Source organism: Aneurinibacillus thermoaerophilus (genome assembly GCF_900099925.1).
GTDB classification, from domain to species: Bacteria; Bacillota; Bacilli; order Aneurinibacillales; family Aneurinibacillaceae; genus Aneurinibacillus; species Aneurinibacillus thermoaerophilus.
On sequence record NZ_FNDE01000005.1, the window covers coordinates 61320 to 77593 of the forward strand.

At 44.0% G+C, this 16274-nt stretch carries 16 protein-coding genes; all 16 read right to left on the reverse strand.

Annotated features, from left to right (window positions below; genetic code table 11):
* Position 1 precedes the first annotated feature (1 nt).
* Positions 2 to 1045 carry a putative 2-aminoethylphosphonate ABC transporter ATP-binding protein gene (locus BLR88_RS04460; protein WP_057898711.1) on the reverse strand — a complete coding sequence of 348 codons (1044 nt, stop codon included), beginning with the start codon at positions 1043 to 1045 and terminating at the stop codon, positions 2 to 4.
* A 20-nt stretch (positions 1046 to 1065) separates the two neighbouring features.
* Complete coding sequence (locus BLR88_RS04465) at positions 1066 to 2142, reverse strand: putative 2-aminoethylphosphonate ABC transporter substrate-binding protein (RefSeq protein ID WP_057898710.1); 1077 nt, start codon at positions 2140 to 2142, stop codon at positions 1066 to 1068.
* 362 nt (positions 2143 to 2504) lie between these two features.
* A complete protein-coding gene (locus tag BLR88_RS04470) occupies positions 2505 to 2729 on the reverse strand; it encodes a hypothetical protein (protein ID WP_057898709.1) in 225 nt (74 codons plus the stop codon).
* A gap of 161 nt (positions 2730 to 2890) precedes the next feature.
* Entirely contained in the window at positions 2891 to 3496 is a 606-nt protein-coding gene (locus BLR88_RS04475) for a nitroreductase family protein (RefSeq protein WP_057898708.1), read from the reverse strand.
* Between the two features lie 226 nt (positions 3497 to 3722).
* Positions 3723 to 4586, reverse strand: a complete 864-nt coding sequence (locus BLR88_RS04480) for an alpha/beta hydrolase (RefSeq protein ID WP_057898707.1) — start codon at positions 4584 to 4586, stop codon at positions 3723 to 3725.
* Between the two features lie 51 nt (positions 4587 to 4637).
* Positions 4638 to 5612: a FecCD family ABC transporter permease gene (locus BLR88_RS04485; protein WP_057900306.1), complete on the reverse strand. Its 975-nt coding sequence runs from the start codon at positions 5610 to 5612 to the stop codon at positions 4638 to 4640.
* Positions 5613 to 5658: 46 nt separating this feature from the next.
* A complete protein-coding gene (locus tag BLR88_RS04490) occupies positions 5659 to 6666 on the reverse strand; it encodes a FecCD family ABC transporter permease (protein ID WP_057898706.1) in 1008 nt (335 codons plus the stop codon).
* Between the two features lie 10 nt (positions 6667 to 6676).
* Complete coding sequence (locus tag BLR88_RS04495; RefSeq protein WP_057898705.1) at positions 6677 to 7696, reverse strand: ABC transporter substrate-binding protein; 1020 nt, start codon at positions 7694 to 7696, stop codon at positions 6677 to 6679.
* A 352-nt stretch (positions 7697 to 8048) separates the two neighbouring features.
* On the reverse strand, positions 8049 to 9659 hold the full coding sequence (locus tag BLR88_RS04500; RefSeq protein WP_057900305.1) for an AraC family transcriptional regulator: 1611 nt from the start codon (positions 9657 to 9659) through the stop codon (positions 8049 to 8051).
* 540 nt (positions 9660 to 10199) lie between these two features.
* A complete protein-coding gene (locus BLR88_RS04505) occupies positions 10200 to 10532 on the reverse strand; it encodes an AzlD domain-containing protein (protein WP_057898704.1) in 333 nt (110 codons plus the stop codon).
* On the reverse strand, positions 10523 to 11251 hold the full coding sequence (locus tag BLR88_RS04510) for an AzlC family ABC transporter permease (protein WP_057898703.1): 729 nt from the start codon (positions 11249 to 11251) through the stop codon (positions 10523 to 10525). Before BLR88_RS04510 ends, BLR88_RS04505 begins: the two co-directional genes overlap by 10 nt.
* Positions 11252 to 11332: 81 nt before the next feature.
* A complete protein-coding gene (locus tag BLR88_RS04515) occupies positions 11333 to 12142 on the reverse strand; it encodes a TrmB family transcriptional regulator (protein WP_057898702.1) in 810 nt (269 codons plus the stop codon).
* Between the two features lie 30 nt (positions 12143 to 12172).
* Positions 12173 to 12907, reverse strand: coding sequence for an alanyl-tRNA editing protein (locus BLR88_RS04520; RefSeq protein WP_057898701.1), 735 nt, complete (start codon positions 12905 to 12907; stop codon positions 12173 to 12175).
* A 286-nt stretch (positions 12908 to 13193) separates the two neighbouring features.
* On the reverse strand, positions 13194 to 14462 hold the full coding sequence (locus tag BLR88_RS04525; RefSeq protein ID WP_246615625.1) for an FAD-dependent monooxygenase: 1269 nt from the start codon (positions 14460 to 14462) through the stop codon (positions 13194 to 13196).
* Between the two features lie 56 nt (positions 14463 to 14518).
* Complete coding sequence (locus BLR88_RS04530; RefSeq protein WP_091260040.1) at positions 14519 to 15109, reverse strand: TetR/AcrR family transcriptional regulator; 591 nt, start codon at positions 15107 to 15109, stop codon at positions 14519 to 14521.
* 561 nt (positions 15110 to 15670) lie between these two features.
* A complete protein-coding gene (locus BLR88_RS04535) occupies positions 15671 to 16258 on the reverse strand; it encodes a DUF1641 domain-containing protein (protein WP_057898699.1) in 588 nt (195 codons plus the stop codon).
* Between the last annotated feature and the right edge of the window lie 16 nt (positions 16259 to 16274).

Here is a 16274-nt window from a genome sequence, read left to right on the forward strand (position 1 = left end):
CTCATTTTGCCACCATGCTTTCTTCAAATGAGATCAGCCTTTCCATTGGTAATTCAAGTGATAACCTTTTATCCTTTTCCAGGCGAATCCGCTCTGATACATGCGCCGATACATCAAGCATCACCATCTGATCCGTTAGTGTATTGCGCTCGTCTATCATTTGCAGCATGACCCGGTAAAACGGGCCACGAAATTCGACATCCCGAATCACAGCCTGCAAGCCAACTTCACTTTCCACTTCCATGATGCGAATATGTTCAGGACGTACGGCCATCAACGCTTCCTTTCCTGATGTAACGTCGCTCAACTGGGAAGCAGATAAGAAATTAATGGCTCCGATAAAGTCAGCCACAAACGGAGAGTTTGGATACTGATATACGTCCTCCGGTGTCCCGACTTGCACAATTTCTGCATGATTCATCACCATAATCCGATCTGCCATTGTTAATGCTTCTTCCTGATCATGTGTAACCATAATCGTTGTAATTCCTAATCTGTCTTGCAAGGCGCAAATTTCTCGCCGCAGTTTCATGCGTACTTTTGCATCGAGTGCCGACAATGGTTCATCCAAGAGTAGAAAATCAGGTGACAAAGCAATGGCACGCGCCAGTGCAATGCGCTGCTGCTGTCCTCCCGAAAGCTGAGACGGATACTTGTCTCGGATATGTTCTAAATCCACCATTGCCAGTGCTTCCCGCACTTTTTCATCAATCTCCCGTTTGGACAGCTTTCTGTTCTTCAAGCCATACGCAATATTTTGATAGGCCGTTAAATTCGGAAACAAAGCGTACGATTGGAATACCATCCCGAAATTACGCTGTGCAGGAGGAAGGGACGTTACTTCCTTCCCCCCGACGAAAATTCGCCCCTGATTCGGCTGTTCCAATCCGGCTAAAATTCGAAGAAGCGTCGTTTTTCCACACCCACTCGGACCAAGCAGGCAAACAAACTCACCCTTACGAATCTCAAAGCTAATATCACGTAACGCGGTAAATGTACCAAATTGCTTGGAAATGTTATGTACAGAAAGGTATGCATCGTTCATAAGCCCATCTCTTCTCCTTTCTACTTTTTCGGTTCGCTTTTTGCGCTATAGCGCTTGTCCCATTCCGCTAAAATCTTATCACGCTCAGTCGCTGCTTTATTAAAATCATAAGGAATGAGTTGCTTTAACGGATCTTGAGTATACCCTTCCGGAATGCCCTGTCCTTCATTTTTCACACTAACAATCGCAAAGTTCTTGTTGTATTCTTTCATCGCTTCACCGCTAATCGCCCAATCAAGAAATAGCTTCGCTTCCGGCTTGATCTCCTTCTTTTTCACCAGCGCATTTGCCTCCAGATCCCATCCAGAGCCCTCTTTCAGGAATACAACTTCCACCGGCGCTCCTTTTTTCTTCTCCGTAATCCCACGATAACCAAAGGAAATCCCGATTGGATATTCCCCTTGCGCCGCCATTTTCGCTGGCTTGGAACCGGAATGCGTATATAGCGCAATATTTTCATGCAGCTTATCCATGTACTCCCATGCCTTTTGCTCCCCAAGCAATTGATGTAAACCTGAAACCGTCAGAAACCCTGTGCCGGAAGAAGACGGGTTCGGCATGACGATTAACCCTTTGTATTCTGGCTTAATTAAATCAGCATACGTTTGCGGAATCGGAAGCTTACGCTTTTCTAACTCTTTTGTATTTACAATTATCGCTGTTTCCCAAGCGTCAATTCCCACCCAATGCGCAGGCTCTGCTTTATCTTTAAACTGTGGAACAATACGTTCAATTCCTTTTGGTGAATAACCTTCCAGCATTTGATTTTGATCTAACACCAGCAGGCTTGTCGCTGCTGTCCCCCACACAACATCCGCTTGCGGATTTTCTTTTTCCGCGAGAAGCTTAGCAGTAATGACACCAGTCGAGTCGCGCACAATATTCAGTTTAATATCAGGATATTTTTTCTTGAATGATTCCAAATACGTTTGAATTTGGTCATCTTCTAGTGCCGTATAGATCGTTAACTCTTTTGCTTTTCCTTCCCCATTTCCCTGCGTTTTTTCTCCCGTCGTTGCCTTTCCACCGCCGCATCCTGTCAAGATAGCTAACAGCAATAGCGTCATCACCAGCAACAGCTTGCTCCATCGCTTCATCTTTTTCTCCCTCGCTTCGTTTTATCAAATTTGTAATTGCTTGACACCTCTCACTATAAAGAAGAAATGTTAATCTAATATTAATTCCACATTAATTTTTGTTTGTTTCGTTGTTTTTACCTGTTTTTAATTTGTTTTTCTCTTTTCCTTTCACCTTGGTGTGTTACCATTCGTGTTAATTAAATGTAAAAAAACTCGCAGACATGCAAAAAAAGTTTTTGGCACGCACTGCGAGTTTTTGTCTGATGTGAAAATATTCATAGAAAAAAGAGTGTCTCTTTGCAGCTTGTAGACCTGTCTGAAAGTTAGACTTTGTCTACAATCAAAGAGTGACTTCTTTAATTGTTTACCTTTATTTCCTGTTATCGTAACCTCAGTTTTGGAACAGGAAGTTGAATGATAAAGCCTTCTGGAGCCATGTTAATAGCGTTTTGAATAGCAGCGGTATCATCTTGTACTCCATCAAAATTCGCCTCATAATCAGAACCATTAATTACGGTTTTAGCTTGGACTTTCTCTTGAAAAAGACATGCATTCAACACAAAAATCATTAGCCCAAGAGTGATAAAAAAGTATTTATTCATCATTGAGCCATCGCAAAAGAAACGGGGCATTGCTTCCAGACTGTACGAAAGTACGCAAACAAAGTGAGAGATGAATTTCGGAAGAATGTTAAAAGCTGTGCTATCGATCAGCTAAAGCCAGTGTGCTTTCAAACGGCATTTTCTGTCATGAAAAAGCGCAGAAATCATGAGCCGGTTTGTACGGGAACGTCCGGATGATCTATAACTGTCAGCAAATTCTCGGCCGCCGTTCTTGGATGTGCAGGCGGAATTTGCTCCGGATAACCGATTTGTAGCAAACCGACGATGCGCTCGTCCCTTCCTACACCCAGCTTTTCTTTCACATCCTCTTCCTGCAAAAATGGATTCGTTCGCCATAAAACGCCAATCCCTATTTCCCATGCCGCTAACTGCAAATTTTGAATCAAAGCACTGGCAGCGGCAAAATCCTCGTCTCTCTCATGTTCGTTCGGATGAAGAGGCATGACGACAAGCAGAAGCAACGGAATACTTTTAAAATAATCCATTCGCTTATTAACGGTCTCCACATCCATCTTCAAAGGACCATGAATTAAAAACTCGCTGATCGCATTTGTTAATACAGTCTTTCCACTATCCTTAAAAACAATGAAGCGCCACGGTTCCCGTAGTCCATGATTGGGCGCCCATACCGCCACATTAAGCAGCTCATTCAGAATCTCAAGGGACACCGAATCAGATTTGAATTTTTTTATCGTTCTTCGCTCCTGAATGACAGTTGCTACTTTTCCTTTCGCTATTGAATGATTCATACATCCACACCTCTAATCAATAATAATTATCATTATCATATAAAACATTAGTCTCTCAGTCAAGCTTAGAGTGTATAGCACACGTTCTAATATCCGGAGACAGTCGTTTTTGGGCTTCTGACAGAAAACGATCATAACGAGCGAGCCAGTATTTTGCTTCTCCTCAGCTGTCACATGGTCACCGTTAAAGGATTGTTATTCTCGTCAACGGTATACAAATCTTTTATCAAGATATAGATGTCAATGCAAACCGTACACCGCGGCTGATCAAGACCGGCAGCACCGATATATGGCCCTCCTCCTCGAACTCTTTGAACTCTACGTGCACTCCACAGTCTGCGAAGGCAGATAGACGTTCTGAAAGCTCCTTCGCGTTTTCGTTCATGCGACTCTTATGTGATTTTTCTAGCTCTCCCGCCGCGATCATGAGGCTAACATTTATACTTTCCTGCTCCAGAAAGGAAACGAATTGCCGCTCCGCTTCAAAAATGAACGACTTGTTCCAATGAATGGAGGGGCTGCCCGCGACATACGTTTGAAAAGCATGCGGATGAGTAAAAAGCACTTGCAACACAAAGAGACCACCAAGTGAATGGCCAAAGATAGTTTGTCTACTTTTATCAATTTTGAACGTGCGCTCGATCTCGGGTTTCAGATCCTCTTCGATGAATCGCAAAAATAATTCTGCTCCTCCGAGCTCCGGCCATGCTCTTCCGTCAGGGCTTTTGGGCAGATCTTCAGCTGGAGTCGGCAGAGTAAAATCGTAATAACGTGCGGAATCAAACGGGGCTTCGGTCTGATAGCCAATCCCAACGATAACTGCCGGAACAACTCCGGTCTTCTCGTGCGCACGCGCCTGTACGCGCACAGTCTCTACCATCGTTCCAAATACAGAGTTGGCATCCAGCAAATAGATCACCGGATATCCCGAGGGTGGCGGAGCCTCATTGGGCTTAGCGACAAAGATTCGATATTTACGGTTGTGGACGCTAGAATGCAGCTCCCACTGTTCTGTATGCGGTATTGTAACCTCACTGCCTGCAGTATGTTTGACCGGCGTTTCAATCTGCTTGATTATCTTGCGAGCCATTGTTAGCATTTCCTCCCCTAATCCTAATAGAATCCTTTAAACTTTTCTCAATTAGCTCCGCCCCTTTTTCCTGTAAAGCAAAAAAATAAAATACGGAACGCCAATGATTGCAGTGACGATACCTACGGGCAATTCTGCCGGGGCAAAGACCGTCTTGCTGATATAATCAGAGATCATCACTAACAGTGCCCCGACAACTCCGCATACTGGAATGATTCGTCTATGTGCATTGCCGACAAGATACTTCGCGATGTGAGGGGCCATCAGACCAATAAATCCGATCCCCCCCGATACGGATACACATGCGCTCACAATGCCGATACTGCTTAATAAGAGCACCGCTTTTTCTTTTTGCGAGGCTACACCCACGCTTATGACGCTGTCTTCATCCAATTGAAATAAATCCAGAATATATGACTTGCTCACAATGACAGGAACAAGAAGTACAAACCATGGAAGAATAGAAATGATATATTTCCAATTGGCATTGTAAATGCTGCCCGAATTCCATACCACTGCCATCTCAAAGTCGTTAGGATTCATTTTCAATGTCAGATAAAGCGAAACAGCCCCTAAGCCTGATGCTATTGCAATACCGGTCAGCAAGAGACGTTGCGATTCCAGCTTTCCATTCTTCCAAGAAAACAGGTAGATAAGGAACGCTGCGAGAAGCCCGCCTATCAAGCCAAATAGCGGCATCGCCAGAATAGACGTCCATTCGTCTCCTTTACTTTGTCCTTGATAAAAAAACAAAAAAATGACCATAGCTGCACCTGCGCCCGAGTTAATTCCCAGAATCCCCGGATCAGCCAATCCGTTTCTCGTAATGCTCTGAATGACAGCCCCTGCGATGGCCAACCCCATTCCAACCAGCATGGCGATGATGATTCTTGGCAGACGAAATTCAAAAATGACCAAGTCCTGATCAGGCTGCGAATCCATTCGCAATAATGTCCGAATAATATCCATGACCTTAATATCAAAAGCGCCGCTCGTCAAACTCATATACATAGTAACTAACATCATGGCAATACCGATAACTAACGCGATGACATAGCGACTTCTAGAAACATTATTCACGCGTCCCGCCTCCCCTCGTTCTGATTAAATAAAGAAAAAAAGGAACGCCAAGGAGAGACGTGACCACACCAATCGGCATCTCGAACGGATAATTAAGGAATCGGCTGAGCACATCACACAGTGCAAGAAAGAGTCCTCCAAGCACCCCGGAGCATGGAATTATCCATTTATAATCGGCACCTGTCAAAAAACGGGCGATATGAGGTACGATAAGCCCTACAAATCCAATCTTCCCTACAAGCGCCACCGAGATGCCCGTCAAAATGACAACGCTGAATGTAGCAGCAAACTTGATCAGCGTCGTTTTTTGCCCCAAGCTAACGGCAATCTCTTCACCAAGAGATAGAACAGAAATGGATTTGGAAAGCTGGATTGCCATCACAATGCCGACCACGGCAAAAGGGATCGCGAGCTTAATCAGTTCTGGATCCATCTGGTGCAGCCGCGCATTGTACCAAAAGCTGATGTTTTGCGAGACTTGGAAATAGGTCGATAACGCTGCGGAAATGCTGCTTAGAAACGTACCGATGATCGTACCTAAAATCGCCATCCGAACCGGCGAGAGCCCTCCGGGAAGCAGAATTGCCATCCCGAACACGAGGACGATGCTAAGCGCCGATCCCATAAAAGAGTACAGAATCATTTCTATAGACGAAGAATTCGGCATAAAGATCATACAGATCGTAATCGCAAAAACCGAGCCGTCAGAAACCCCCATAATAGAGGGAGATGCAAGATAATTTCTTGTCATACCCTGCATAAGCGCTCCTGAAATGGCCAGAAAAGCTCCAATTAACAGAGCCCCGACCACCCTTGGGAATCTGGAATGCATAATAATCTGGTGATTCACATTTCCTGGATCAAAAGAGAACAACGCATCACGAATCGTGCTTATCTCTATGTTCTTGGCTCCATATAAAATCGACAAAAGAATCGTAAGTACAATGAGAAATGGTGAACTCCATAGGATCAGGGCAGATGGAGAAATCCTTGATCGCATAGCGCTCTACTCACTTTGTTTGAACTAATTTGCTGCTTTTAATGGCTTCCAAGAAGGCAATTTTACTGTAAACCGTACCGCCCTGAAGAGTCGGATCGACCAAATTGACAAACACGTTGTCATTTTTTACTGCATTGATGCTTTTCCAAATCGGATTTTTTTGCAAATCTTCAAGCACCTTAGGTGTGTCTTTATTCTCAGCTTCCGAGAATTGAACAAAAAGGTAATCCGGGTTCATCTCAGACAGCTTTTCAAGAGAAATCACTTGTTGAGCCTTCGCTTGCTTCACTTCTTTCGGAACCATAGCCCCCAGATCGGAATATACTGATGGATTAAAGAACACATTTTCAGGATAGATCATGATGCTGCCTGCCCGCACCCTCATAACCAGAACGTTCTTGTCTTTAAAAACAACTCCGATCTTTTCTTTAAGCCCATGAACCTCCTCATTGTACTTTTGCAATGCCTGTCTGGCTTGCTCCTGCTTCCCTGTAAGCTCAGCCAACAAGTTTAGGTTAGATTCCCAATTAGTGGAAATGTGTGAGACGGGGATCGTTGTGGCTATCTTGTTCAGTTTTTCCACTGTTTCGGCAGGAAACTTAGTGCTGGCCAGAATAACATCCGGCTTAAGCTTCAGGATGGTTTCCATATTGGGCTGAGTCTTCTCCCCGACCCCTTCCGCACCTTCGATAATCTTGGCAAACAGTGGCGCGAACCTGCCGCCGGTTGTCATAGCTCCCACAGGTTTAACGTCAAGTACCAGCGCATCTTCCATTGATTCCACCGACCCGGTAATGACAATTTTTTCTGCTTTCACTGGAACGCTGTACTCTTTGCCTAAGTAATGAATGGTTCTCATTTCGTTTGTAGCGTTCACCGTATTCTTGGAAGAATTGTTTTCAGACATGCCTTTGCTTTGCGAACTCGTCGTTGCAGCGGTTGCTGGCTTGGCCTCCTCTTTCGCTCCGCAAGCTGCCACCCCAAACATCATCATACCTGCCAAACCTAATGCCCATACTTTCTTATTCATTCTACTGCTCCCTCTCTACTGTCATATCATTAGAAGCATCCCTGTAGGAGCTTCCGTAAATTATGTGTTAAAACCTTGTCATTTGCATGCTGCACTGTACTCTCCGTAATGAAGACATTCCACCTCCAGACGGACAATCCTGAAAGCCTATGTACTCTTTCTTAATAAGCAAACAGGTGTTATGACATTCCTCCTAAATAATGAACTCCGACTCTTTTTTAAGAATCATTATCATTTCAATGATAATGATTCTCATTAAAATTATAAACTACGACTTTCACAATCGAACATGGACAATATCCAGAATTAATTTGGACAATCTCCATAAAACGCGGCATCAGAAAAGGGCTCTCTAAACGGCCTGAAATAGTTGCTTCAACAGGTCATCCACTATTCGTTCACAGGCATACGCAGAATATTCCCGCCATGGATCGGAGGAAATTAAATATACATGGTTCCTGCGGACGGCTTTCAAGTCTTGCCACAGCCGGGAAGTTTGCAGCAATTGCCATTGGTTCAATGATTGCGGTTCCTGGCATATATTCAGTAGAATCCGATCAGCATCCATTTCCGCTAATTGCTCCAAGGTGACAGCTTGTTTGTATTCAGCATCATTGAATCGAGGCACCATATTCAGCTGTAAATCATCGTATAACACATCTTTCATCCCGCGGGCGGGGCAAAGATAATAACTTTTCTTATGAATACTCATAATGAGCATGGTGTCGTTTCCTAATTCCCGATTCAGTCGTTCTCTGGCAGACTTCACCTTATGCTCATAGTTATCCAGCCAGTAATCTGCTTCTCGCGCAGCTCCAAGGAATTGCGCCGTCAGCTGAAATTGCTCCCGCCAATTCTTTTCTTTCCAGGGAATGTAAAATACTGGTGCAATTTTTTCCAGCTGTTTCTTCTCATTGGGATGCAGATTGTCCTTGTCGCATATCACAACATCCGGTTGAGCAACGTTCAGCGCCTCAATATTGGATTCCCAGTCTTGATTGAACCGGTATGCGCTGAGATGCAGCGGAATATCTGTCCGATACATTTTGTGGTAGTAAGCCGTCCATTTCGGGTGAAGCGGAGCGGCATAGGGAATGATGTTGAGCGCAAGCATTTGGCCGAGAATCGCAGACGTATAAGCTACGATTTTGCGACGACGATTCTTCATATAGACTGTAGGAGATACCCCTACCTCTTTTTTAAATTTGCGGCTAAAATAAAATTCATCATTATAGCCCACTTGATGAGCGATATCGCGCAGCCGGGCATCCGATTGTATCATCATCTTCTTGGCATTGTTGAGCCTCACTTCCGTTATATAATCGATCGCGCTTTTACCGTACGTTTTTTTAAATAAGTCGACGTAATATTTAGGGCTAATATCCGCCATGCGAGCCAAGAACTCAATCGTCAGGCTTTCGTTGTAATGGCTGTCGATATAGGCCTTGGTGCGATCCAGCGCTGTTCGCTGGTCTGACTCAGGAAAAAGCCGAATATTTTTCAGCAGCCAATACAGCAATTCCTGAAATGCGGACTGCCCACGAAACCGTTCCAATGAATGTTCACTGCGGCAACTCCTGTACATCAACTCGCATAACATAACCATCTGGGTATCTTGATAAATCGGAAGCTCTCTTTGCAGTGGGAACGCTTCTCTCGAATCCGAATCCCAAGATACATCAAATCTGATGACATATAGCTCCCCCCTCTCCCCTTCCTCTGTAGATATTCCAATGGTTTGTCCGGGTAAAGCGAAATGAACGGCATCCTGTCTCAATCGGTAATCCGTATAATCGATCGTCAAACGTCCCTCGCCGTTCTTTACTATAATCAAGACATGCGACTCAATGAGTTGTTGCTCTATCTGTCCGACACGCACTAATTCGATGCTTCGCAATTTACACCAAAGATCGTCCAAAAAAATAGACGTATGTTCTTTATCAATACGTGGATTTAGCAATATGGACACCTCTATCCAATACGAAAATGATAATCATTATCATATTGATAAATTAACATAGAGTACGAACAACGATCAAACAGATTCAAGATACAAAAATAGATCTGTCTCTCTGCGAGACCGATCTATTATGCTCAGTGGCTTAATCTGTGTCCTTTTCTCCTATCTTGGCCTCCCCTGCAACAGCAGATTATTGGCTTGCATCGCGAGGTGGAGGCTTCTCCAACGAGAGTCATTTTACCAAGCTATCAAGCTTGTTCTATGCTCTATATCGGAAGCATGTTAAAATTCTTCTCGCCATAGTTTTCGAGGTATGATGTGGAGAAGGTAACTCATTTGTGACTGAGTAGCCCTCTCCAAAAAAGAAACCTTGAAAGGCATAAAGCCTATCAAGGCTGAAAATAGTAATCATCTAATCAACTAATATAGATATGAATGTCGAAATTAATACGTTCATTAATAGGATGACCCACAATCGGAAACAAATCCGACAATGCGGCGCGGTAGAAAGCTAATGATTGCCGTCCCTTTGAAATAAAATCGTTACAAGGTAAATGATAATATGTAACGAAGCAACGCCATTACCACGATCCCTGTCATGACCGTGGCAAGCAAACTTCGAGTAAAATAAGCGACAGCAAACGCTGGCAGGGCGGCAATGAGCCCAGTGGGCGACGGCGAGAAAGATCCGTTCGAAATAAGCAGCTCTTGGGCCAGCAAGGCGGACATAACGGCAATCGGAATATGATTAAGCCAGCGAAGCACCCAATCCGGCAAACGAATCCGGCTCAGCACAACGAGCGGTAAAACCCTTGGTATGAAAGTAACAAGTGAGGCTCCCAGAAGCATCCATAGAAAACTCCATCTCACTTCCATTTCTCGATCCACACCCCTATATTTGCAGCGATAATGATAGCGATCAATACTCCAGCGTTTTCGGATACGAAAACAGTTCCAGCGATCGCTATAACGACTGCACTGATCGCAACGACCAGATCAACGCCAAACTTTGAACGTTCTATCAATTGTAGCATGAATAAGCCGACAAACATGGCAGGTAAAGCGAAATCCAGACCGAACTTCTCCGGCGAAGTGAGCCATTGGCCAAAAATCCCTCCAGCCATATTGGCTAGCAACCAGTTGAGATAACCGGTAAAATTTAAACCGAACATCCATCGGTCACTTCCCCTTGCCTTTCCAGACAGCCGAGTAGCGGCAACGCCAAACGTTTCGTCCGTTAATTGAGATCCGATCAAGACGTTTTTCCATACAGGCAGATGACGATAATAAGGGGCGATCGCCGCACTCATTAGAAGATGGCGCAAATTGACAAAAAACACGGTGAAAATAATAGCTGTAGCCGGGTTACCTGCTGCCATCATCCCGGCAGCGATGAACTGAGCCGAACCAGCATACAACAGTAAAGACATTAGAGCAATTTCAGCCAAGGACATACCGGCCGTTTTCTCCACCACACCAGCAGCAAATCCGATGCTCAAATAACCTAATACCGTGGGCAAGCAATCCTTCACACCTTGAATAAAACTTTCGTCGTTACTTGTCGGGTAATCCAAGTAAACTTCTTTCTCGCTCATGATTCCTCCATTGAGAACTTTTCTATATAAGAAGTTATTGTTATAAACACTAACATGCATGTGTTAAAAAACGGTTCTCTGCTAGTCGAACCGTTTTCCCCTCACGACATAAACCAAATCGGGGTTATTTCGCCAAAGTGCATCCAACCTTTCTGAACCAAACTCAGCGGTAATTTCTTCGATCATAATGTCGTGTCGAATATATTCTGTCGCAACTAATACGAGCACCGGATCGTGTGTCTTAACTGCCCAAGAGGTGGATTCATCCGAAAAATTGGCGATTAACACTTCTTGGCCGTCTCGGGCTACAATCGTCAAATGGCCGTTCGTCCGCTCTTTTACGACTTCAGGCGTCATGTAATCATGGTGAAAGGTTGCCCCGATTTTTATGTCCGGCGCCCCGAAAAGAACGGAGAAGACATGAACCCCTTCCCGAAGATGTCGTTCTACCGCCTCTTGAATCATCGGAACTTGCGGTTCCCAGACGGAAAGCCATAACTCCTTTTCGGCCCTGCCGATCATCTCTGTCATTTCATTCAAGACCAGTTCGTCGCTGCGAATATGCCATATCACGTCCATTTCCCGTTCCTGCTGCAGCATGGTCAGTTTTTTCTCTAAATAGGAAAATGAGCGATCGAATTGTTTCCTCAACCGGTCGATTAACTTATCAGCGGGTACCGGGGAGTATTTTACCGGTTCGGAAGGGACAAGATGGACAGCGCCTTTGTCCATCAGTTTCCCCAACACCTCGTAAATCATTGATCGAGGCACGCCTGAACGCTTGCTGATTTCATATCCTGTTACCGGATGAACCTTGAGCAGACTAACGTAAGCTTTGCACTCATACAGCGAAAAACCAAACTTTTGCAGTTCCTTAAAGATTTCCTCCATATATCACACACCCAATCATTACGTTCGTGTTCATGACCGTACCTCCTGTGGAGCATGAATAATTCTCACTTCCAGGCGCTTGTTGTTTTTTCCTTTGCTTTTTACATTGGTAATCTCCATTTGACCAATTTCTCTGGTACGTTTCACATGCGTACCTCCGCATGCTTGTTCATCGACAGAATCAATAGAGACAAGACGGACATGGGTAACAGAGGGCGGAAGCAGGCTGACCATCGTCTTGATCATGCCGGGAATATTTTCTGCTTCCTCCCTGCTTACCGTGCGGTACGAAATCGGATAATCCGAATCAATTATGCGATTTGTTTCTTCCATGACGTCGTTAAGCTGCTCCGGTGTCAAATCGTGAAGCTGGTTAAAATCAATGCGGGCTCGGTCAGGATAAATTTGATTACCGGTACACAACGCGCCGTACTTTTTGTAAACGACCGCGCTGAGTACGTGCAAAAGTGTGTGGTGCCGCATCAGTCCGTAGCGGCGCTCCCAGTCAACTCGAGCAAAGACAGGGCCCTTTTCCAATTTCTCCGCATTTCTCACATAGTGAACAATTCGCCCCCCTTCCCGTTTCACCCGGTAGACCTCAAACATCTGCTCGCCTTGTACGAGCATGCCAGTGTCATGCTCCTGCCCTCCCCCTGTAGGATAAAAAACGGTTTGATCCAAAATTACCTTGTCCTCCGCGATTTCTAAAACGGAGGCTTCACATTCCCTTCGATAGCTGTCGGTCAAAAATAATTCCTTCGTCAAGGGTCATCTCCCTTTCTCTTTCGGAGTTATTATACTAACTACTTAAAATGAACGGAAGAAAAACGGCTCAACACGAAGTGAACCGTTTTTCGGGCGACTCTATGTATATCACATAGCTACACTTGTCAAATGCCACCCACTTATTTTTTTATTTCCTGTATCAAAAATAAACCGTCCAAATATAAGTAGTTATATTATTACCCACTATAATTCAGATACTTCCAAAATGTCAAGCATTTCAATCAAAGCGACGAGGGGAATCGAATCGTTCCCTATCCATGTTCTTTCACGATTCCTGGGATAAAAAGAACGATGTATTCACTTCTATCTTCTGAACTCCCATGGCAATTTTATCCCTCATTTTCTTAAAGAGGGAAGTACGCCGCGCCACGGGTGCGACCGTACGACGCAATCCGAGAAAGGTCGGATTTTTTATTGCAATCAAGCGGGCCTGCATCGCTTGAATTCTTTGAATTTCCGCCACCGCCGGTTTGCGGTATAGCTCGTAATTTTTTAAAAAGGATTCTTGCAAAACACCAGATCCTTGAGTAGTCATCGCTTTCATGATAGAGTCGTGAGCTATGACCGCATCTTGAATCGCCAAACTGTTTCCTTGTCCCGAAAACGGCGAAGCGATGTGAGCCGCATCTCCAAGCAATAGCAGTCCATCCCGCACCCATGTATCTGTCATCCCTACCTGAATGTCCAAGACAGAACACTGCTTGAAACTTTTAAGATGATAAGGCAACACGTCTTGCAAATCCGGCTCGATGACAATCAATGTGCGAATAAAATCATCGATTCCTTTTTTTACAAGCTCGGGATATGTTTTTTTCTTAATCACCCAACCGACCTGTACCTGATCCTCTCCTTTCGGAATATAGATCAGCATACCTTCGTCCTCAATCTTTATTTGCAACGGATAGTCTTTTCCCAAGGCTTTGGGCATATCGAACCAGACAAAGTCAAACTCAAATTTGTCCATCGTTTGGCTTATGTCCGCCAGTTTCCGAATCGTGGAATAGCGTCCGTCGGCGCCGACCACTAACCGGCTGTGCAGTTCGATCTCCTCCTCTTGGTTTATCGCCAAAATTCCATGTACGGAATCACCTCGTTTGATTAAATTCTTTGCTGTCGTTCCGCCAAAATAGGTGAAATTCGAGAATCGAGAAGATTGTTGTATGAAATATTCCAACAACGGAGGCTGCGAAATATTTAACCCGTAATTGTAAGGAGGCTCAAGTTCGTCAAAACGAACTTCAAACAACGTTTTTCCGTGATCCACAAACTTAAACATATCAACGCGCTCATGTGGGATGCGTAAAATGTCTTCCAGCAATCCGAGCTGATCAAATAGCTTTAACACTAAAGGTTGAAAAAAATAGCCTCGAAATTCACGGTCCAAACTATTGTGCCGTTCCAAAAGTGCGGTTTTCACCCCACTCCGGGCAAGCAAATAACTGAGCATGCAGCCACCCGGTCCAGCTCCGACGACGACTACATCAACATCAAATCTGTTCAGTGGGGTTGACTTACTCATCTCTGTACTTTTCATTTGGACAACCTCCATTTAATTAATTAAATACTTAGTAAATAAATATTGTAAAAAAATTATTGTAAAACTTTTAAAAACTGGCGAACGGATGTCTCAATATATTTATTACGATCCGTTTCATTATCGGCGAACCGATCGGTCATCAGAAAATAAAGAACCATGGCGGTCTGTATATTACGGATGGCGATCAGCAGATCATGCGTTGCCACTCGAACACGGGGTGCAAGATAAGCATGTAACAGTTCCACACCTTGTCGAATAACCCCCTCAAGCCGTTTGCGAACGTCAGAATTATGTTGTGCCTCGCCAAAACACATAACAATCAGATCTTGCTGCTCGTGCAAGCTGCGAAACAATGAGTGGAAATAAACCGTCAGATTATGCTCAAGCGATGCCTGATTGTCCATCTTATTCAACACTTCTTGCAAAGAATGAAGGAGCGTGTACTTATCTAAGATCGCCCAAAGCAGATCTTCCTTCGACTGAAAATAGTGATAAATTAAACCGTCAGTAACCCCCGCTTCTTTAGCAATATCTTTAGTCGTACTTTGACTGAAGCCCTTGCGTGAAAACGTTCTGAGTGCGGCATCGATCAGCCTGTTTTTCGTTTCTAAAGCCTTTAGTTGGCGGTTGGTTCTCATCTTCATTGCGATTCATCCTTTGCAGAAACTAAGATTCAATTAATTAAGTACTTACTTAATAATATTGTGTATTTTCTATTTTGTCAATTATATCCTCCATTCATGAATGAATTCACCAAACACTTGACAGGGTTCTGTTTAAGAAAAGCTTATATTCTGATCCCCGACCCGTTCTACACGATCAAATTATTGTTTTCTACATTTCACGAGCAAAAAAAGCGGTCTCCTTCCATGTTCGGCCAACTCCGGTCTTTCAACCACCGCTTCAGATATCGCCTCCGGCTCTTCCACCAAGTTACTTTTGATTGGTAGGAAAAATGAAAATTGGCTTATCATCACGTTTATATAACCAGTGATTATCTATGTTACTATTACCTAAATAAATATCGAGAAAAAAGACACCAACGAATGTGTTGGTGTCAGATTGAAGACAGGGTTCTGCAAGGAACAGGATTTACAGGCTGAATCATTTTTCATTTTTCCGTTCGCCATTGCCTGTTTGAATTCATGTGAAGAATATCGTATAAATTCTTATCAGACAACGTTCAGAACAAGGATTACATCAAATTATTTGACAACCTTCTTTTCTGATAAAACCTCCAGCAAAGCCTGAACGAATTTTAGTCCATCCTGAACTGTAGGATCTTTTAACAATTTCAACAGGCCAAATATGGATATATTCGTTTGATTCTGTGCTGCCCTTTCCTTTGCTTCCTTCACGATCGATACGCCCTCTTGAACACGTTCCGTCACTGGCGTGGTGACCAGTTTAACCGTATCTGCCAGGTATGCCAAGGATTCCTTATCTGTGATGAGAGGTTCAATGGTCGAAAATAATCGGTCAAGCAACGTTACGCATTTTGCAATTCTCGGGAGACTTTCAATCATAACCGCAAGGGCTTCCATATTTTCCTTGTTAAGAGCAAGTTTTGAGAACCTATCCACGCGTTCAGCCAAATAATTAATAGAATCGGTATCACTGGCAAAAGCTGAAACCACTTCTACGCCTTGTTCCACTTTTACGATTGCTTCTTTCACTTGAGGGAGCTTCTGAATAAGCATAGCCAATGCTTCTTGAACTTCCGGGTTGGACAGCTCGTTTATCCATAGAGCTGAATCTTGCTTCAAATTTTGCTGTTTAATTTCTGTGTCCATTTATTCTCTTCCTTTC

Excerpts from the sequence above, each read along its gene's own strand:
- BLR88_RS04460 (WP_057898711.1), bottom strand. The coding sequence starts at position 1,045 with ATGAACGATGCATACCTTTCTGTACATAACATTTCCAAGCAATTTGGT.
- BLR88_RS04465 (WP_057898710.1), bottom strand. The coding sequence starts at position 2,142 with ATGAAGCGATGGAGCAAGCTGTTGCTGGTGATGACGCTATTGCTGTTA.
- BLR88_RS04470 (WP_057898709.1), bottom strand. The coding sequence starts at position 2,729 with ATGATGAATAAATACTTTTTTATCACTCTTGGGCTAATGATTTTTGTG.
- BLR88_RS04475 (WP_057898708.1), bottom strand. The coding sequence starts at position 3,496 with ATGAATCATTCAATAGCGAAAGGAAAAGTAGCAACTGTCATTCAGGAG.
- BLR88_RS04480 (WP_057898707.1), bottom strand. The coding sequence starts at position 4,586 with ATGGCTCGCAAGATAATCAAGCAGATTGAAACGCCGGTCAAACATACT.
- BLR88_RS04485 (WP_057900306.1), bottom strand. The coding sequence starts at position 5,612 with ATGATGTTAGTTACTATGTATATGAGTTTGACGAGCGGCGCTTTTGAT.
- BLR88_RS04490 (WP_057898706.1), bottom strand. The coding sequence starts at position 6,666 with ATGCGATCAAGGATTTCTCCATCTGCCCTGATCCTATGGAGTTCACCA.
- BLR88_RS04495 (WP_057898705.1), bottom strand. The coding sequence starts at position 7,696 with ATGAATAAGAAAGTATGGGCATTAGGTTTGGCAGGTATGATGATGTTT.
- BLR88_RS04505 (WP_057898704.1), bottom strand. The coding sequence starts at position 10,532 with ATGGAAGTGAGATGGAGTTTTCTATGGATGCTTCTGGGAGCCTCACTT.
- BLR88_RS04510 (WP_057898703.1), bottom strand. The coding sequence starts at position 11,251 with ATGAGCGAGAAAGAAGTTTACTTGGATTACCCGACAAGTAACGACGAA.
- BLR88_RS04515 (WP_057898702.1), bottom strand. The coding sequence starts at position 12,142 with ATGGAGGAAATCTTTAAGGAACTGCAAAAGTTTGGTTTTTCGCTGTAT.
- BLR88_RS04525 (WP_246615625.1), bottom strand. The coding sequence starts at position 14,462 with ATGAAAAGTACAGAGATGAGTAAGTCAACCCCACTGAACAGATTTGAT.
- BLR88_RS04530 (WP_091260040.1), bottom strand. The coding sequence starts at position 15,109 with ATGAAGATGAGAACCAACCGCCAACTAAAGGCTTTAGAAACGAAAAAC.
- BLR88_RS04535 (WP_057898699.1), bottom strand. The coding sequence starts at position 16,258 with ATGGACACAGAAATTAAACAGCAAAATTTGAAGCAAGATTCAGCTCTA.